The 4,598-nt window shown below is 66.0% G+C and carries 3 protein-coding genes and 1 pseudogene; 2 read left to right on the top strand and 2 right to left on the bottom strand.

Annotated elements, in window-relative coordinates:
* Positions 1-184: 184 nt before the first annotated feature.
* Positions 185-1,078, bottom strand: a complete 894-nt coding sequence (locus AB0399_RS40320) for a hypothetical protein (protein ID WP_366414675.1) — start codon at positions 1,076-1,078, stop codon at positions 185-187.
* Positions 1,078-2,355, bottom strand: a complete 1,278-nt coding sequence (locus tag AB0399_RS40315; RefSeq protein WP_366414674.1) for a hypothetical protein — start codon at positions 2,353-2,355, stop codon at positions 1,078-1,080. Before AB0399_RS40315 ends, AB0399_RS40320 begins: the two co-directional genes overlap by 1 nt.
* 797 nt (positions 2,356-3,152) lie before the next feature.
* On the opposite strand from AB0399_RS40315, the gene AB0399_RS40310 reads away from it, so the two are divergent.
* Positions 3,153-3,581: a hypothetical protein gene (locus AB0399_RS40310; RefSeq protein WP_329367529.1), complete on the top strand. Its 429-nt coding sequence runs from the start codon at positions 3,153-3,155 to the stop codon at positions 3,579-3,581.
* 193 nt (positions 3,582-3,774) lie between these two features.
* Positions 3,775-3,861, top strand: a pseudogene (locus AB0399_RS40305) (IS5/IS1182 family transposase); the annotation flags it as partial.
* Between the last annotated feature and the right edge of the window lie 737 nt (positions 3,862-4,598).

Raw genomic sequence — 4,598 nt, 5'->3', positions numbered from 1 at the left:
TCGTTTCCCCCCCCTGTCCACCCCGGGCAACTAGGTGGTGGCCCCCCACTGCTCGCTGGGGGGCCCATCGACGTTCGGGGTCGCGACCCATGTGCGGCCCACTCGCCGACCCGGGGCATAAGCCGCTTTCCGCCCACCTATACGACGGCCACGGTTCTCTGCCATGTCGGGTGGCGCCGTGGGGTTACCAGGGGAGGGGGTCGGGGCGGCGGTCCCACCACCAGGTCGCGTCGTGCGGGTCGGGGACGTCCAGTCCCTGGGTCCTGAGGTCCAGGTACCAGGCGGGATCGGGGACGGTCAGCTTGATGAACTCCCGGTCCACCAGGTCCACCGCGGCCTCCAGCAACTCCGCCGGCTGATCGGTGAGCTGCTGCTGCAGGGCCTCCAAGTCGTCCCGTGTCGTGAGGTTTTGCACGTACAGGTCTGCTGGGTACCAACCCGCGGGATCCCAACCGTCCGCCATCGTCTGTACGAGCTGTTCCCACGCCCCCAAGCGGTCTGCGGCCGTCCGGTACTGGGCGCAGATGTCGTCAGTTCGGCCCGTTCCCAGGGCGTCCAGAGACGTGTCGAACCGGTCGCTGATCGGAGTAGGCTTCCGCTGTTCTCGCACGATTTCGGGAAGTCGGGTGACCTGGGCGTTCGGCAGGTCGGCAACAGGGGCCTCGACGGCATCGACCTTGTAGCCGGCCGTTTCATCGTCCGGGTCCTCGCCCGGGTCGAGCAGCCGGGCACGGGTGACCGTACCGTCAGCCGCCGCGACACTGGGGACGCCCTGCAGAAACTCCTCCGCCGGGTAGAGGACCGAGTGACCAAGCACCCGCGCGAGCGCGGCGGCGAGTTCCGGCTCACTCGGCTGCGGCTGAACACTGTCCCTGACGTAGATGTCCAGGGACGTCCGCACATCACCCCGGAGGGTTTCCGTCCCGCAGAGCACCATCGCGTCCCAGTGCCGCGTGTTCTGGTCGGTTTTCTCGTCAGCCACGTCGACATCGCTCACGGGGACCCCGAAGCACTCGGCCAGTGCTTCGGCGACGACTCTGTTGCTCAGCGGTTCGGTGACGAGCAGGTTGTAGGTCATCAGTACGTCCCATCATAAACTGCCTGGGCTTTCTGGATAGCTTCCGGATTGTTGATGAAGCGCGGATCTTTCACAAATGCCTGCACGGATTCAGCATTTCCTTTGGCTTTGGATATTTGCTGGAGTGCCGCGTACTCGTTCCGGTCGAGTTCGACGAGACCTGTACCGCTGCAGGGAAATACTGTACCCGTATCTTTCACCCTGTATGTGCGTCCGTTGATTTCATAGAGATTGGTCTTAGCGCGGAACTCCGCCCGCCCTGCCGCGATGTCGGCGATGTCCTGATTGACTTGCTGCTCGCACCCGCGCAAGATCACCGTGTTTTCCTTGTCGATATTCCCGGACGCTGCGCCAGAAATGGTGTGTCGTTTGTTCGGTAGCCGCAGTGATTTACCTTTCGCAGGCCCCTTTACCGACTCGGAAACGGGAAAAGGGCCCTTGCCAGGTCCGGCGCCGCCCTCCCCGGTTCGCATCAGCATCCCGAGGTCGTCGAGGCCGGCTGCGGGGCCGCTGGGGAGGGCCAGGCCGGGTTGGAAGTCCGGGAGGTGGAGGCTGTCTAGCAGGCCTTGCAAGCCCCCGTTCTGGGCGACGGTTTTGATCGTGCTGCCGGCCGCGCCGACACCGCCGCCGAAGACGGCCCCGTAGAGCGCTGCGTCGGTCGCCTCGTCGAGGTTGAGGCCGCTGCTCTCGCCGGTGGCCATCGCGATGGGTTGCGTGACGGCGAGGTCGACGGTGATCGATTCGACGCCGGCGATGGCGGCGGTGACCAGGGTGGTGCCGATGATCGTGGCGACCTCGGTGGAGACGGCCACGCCCAGGGCGGCGGACAGGTCGAGGACTTCTGCGGTGGCGGCGGCTGCGGCGGCTTCGGTGAGTCCTGCGGTGAAGAAGGCGAGGGCGGTGCCGGCGACGATGGTTCCGCCGACGATCTCCAGCTTGTGCTCTAACTGCGTCACCGCGCTGTGGACGCTGTCGGCGTACTGGTCGAGGGCGGTGGCCAGGTCACGGGCGCTGTCGATCATGTCCTGGAGCCAGCCGCGGCCGCCGTAGTAGTAGCGGCGCCAGAAGGGGTCGTCGAAAGCGGAGATGGCCTTGCCGGTGTTGTTCTCGATCAGGGTGCGGGCGGTGGTGTTCGCGGCGGCGGTGAGTGTCTCGACGTCGTCGGCGAAGGTCCGCCATGCGGTGGCCGCATCCCGCAGGCCGCCTTCGTCGGCGTCCGGCCACCACATGCCGGTCAGTTTCATGACGATCTTCTTGGCCTCGTCGGCGACGCTCACTGCAGATCTCCCCCGGCGGAGCGCGGGGGAGGCTCCGGCTTCGGCCCGTTCCTGCTGAACATCGAGCGGATGAGTGCCTCGTTGCCTATGTGGCCGTCCGCCATGTCGGCCATGGCGTCGTGGATGCAAGCTGCCAGGAGCGTGGGTCTACGGAGGGACGCTCTCGGACGGAGGGGGTGGTGGCGATGGTTCGAGCAAGGGGTGCCCTGGCGCGCCGAATCGCCTCACCAGTGCAATCGCCGGGGCGGCCGGCGCCGGAACGATGATCGCGGAGACGGCGTCAGGACGTAGAAACCCAGGCCTGGAGCCAGAACAGCACGAACACAGGCATCGGGACAGGCCCAAGCGGTGGGAACAAGGGAACGCATGCGGCCATGGCCATGAGCCCTGGCAACAGCCACGAGGCCACGATGACGGTCGTTGCCGCCTCACGCTCCTTGACCAAATCGGCGAGCCTTGCCCACTCTGCTGGTGAGATGCCGTACGTGTCCGTCGGCCGCCTCAGCAGTGAGCGTGCCCGCTCCAGGCGAGACGGCGCCGGCGACTCCGTCCAAGCCCGGATGAACGGCAGCCACGACAGGAACGTCATGGGTTTACGTCTACGCATCGGACCATCGCGTTCAAGCTGAATCCGGGATTCCTTTTGCGCAACGGCTGGTGATGGCCCAATTCCCGTGCGTGCGTGTCCCGTTGTGGCGTGCGACGTATTCCTGCCCAGCGGTCATTTCGGGCTTGACGCGGCAATCACGTACGAGTTCACTTCTCTCGATCGTCAGATCACCAGGGAGGGGAATCTCATGAAAAGGATCACCAAGGCATCGGTGTTCGGCGCCGTCGCCGTCATGGCGTCCGTGGTGCTCGGCGCCACCCCGGCGTCCGCGTCCGCCATGGAGGTGGGCTGCGGCACGACCGGAGCCGACGGCTTTGTCTACGCGTCCAACTGGGCACCCGGCGTCACCAAGCTCAACGTCGAAATCGAGCTCAAGGACACGTTGGCCGACGGCCACCATGTGCAGATCCGCTTCATGAGCAAGGGCCCGGGCCTGGCCACCACCACCCTGTACCAGTGGCATTCCGTCACGTCCGGCAACGGCACGGCCGGGGACTGGGTGAGCAGCGCCACCGACCCCAACGGCATGTACGACATGGGTGTCACGGTCGCCCGCTTCGAGGGCGCTGACCAGCTGAATGCCTGCAGCGTCTGGCTGCTTGAGGGCGCCGCCTGATTTCCCTCCCGGAGTCCGCGGAAATCCGCCCGCCGTGCCCTCGGGCACGGCGGGGTTCCATGCCCCGATCTGGAGATCATCCGTCAATTCAGAGGGCGGAATGAGAGTTAATAGGAGTTTTGTCGTCACCTGAACGTGTGGCGGTGTGGAATCCCGGCCGGTCGGTGGACATGGGCGTGTTGGGCTGGACGTCGTGAGCGAGCGCAAGCCCTACAGGAGCGATGTGAGCGACGAGCGGTGGGCGCTGGTCGAGCCGGTGATCGCCGCGTGGAAGGCCGCGCATCCCTCGGTCAGGGCCATCAGGGCCGGTACGCGCCTGGCCGACCTCGGAATCCTGACGGAGACCGAGCCAGGCTTGTTCACCCAGCCCCGGCCGCAGCCGACCGACGTCGTCACGACCTGCCCGCTCGTCCCACACGAAACGAATAATCGGGCACAAAGTCTCATACCGCCCTCTCGGAGTTGAGCTTCTGGCTTGCGACGGTGAAGAAGGTGGTGCGTCGTGCCTACTCGTGGCGTAGCACGGTCCCCTTCGCTTCTTACCGGGAAAGGGGGCCCTCCGGAAGCACGCCGGATTGATCGTCTCTGCCTTGCGAGTCACCGAGGCACGGCTTGAGATCCGCCAACCGCTCGCGCCGAGATCGCTCGGCTTCTGCACACCATCAGCGAACGCTTCGCAGCCCCCTTCGTGACGTGGCTCCCAGCTGCGCTGCGACTGCCGGAAGGTGCGCGAGTGCCGGCGGCGTCGGCGGGGATCTTGCTCGTGGCCATCTCGCTTTACGGAAGGACGTGGCCGGACGCGCTGGCTCGAGCCCGCGCGGTCCTCTCCGGAGGCGGCTCTAGCTCCTAGCTCGACCCCCGGCGCCGGGGCTCCGAGCCGTTAACTGAAACTGCGTCTGCGATCGTAGTTGGACCCCCTCGCGTAGTTGGGGTCCCTTCGACGTCGTGCCCGGTGAGGCACTGGCGGAGGATACGAGATTCGAACTCGTGAGGGGTTGCCCCCAACACGCTTTCCAA

The organism is Streptomyces sp. NPDC088194, assembly GCF_040702025.1.
Taxonomy (GTDB): domain Bacteria; phylum Actinomycetota; class Actinomycetes; order Streptomycetales; family Streptomycetaceae; genus Actinacidiphila.
This window is presented reverse-complemented; position numbering and strand designations above follow the sequence as displayed.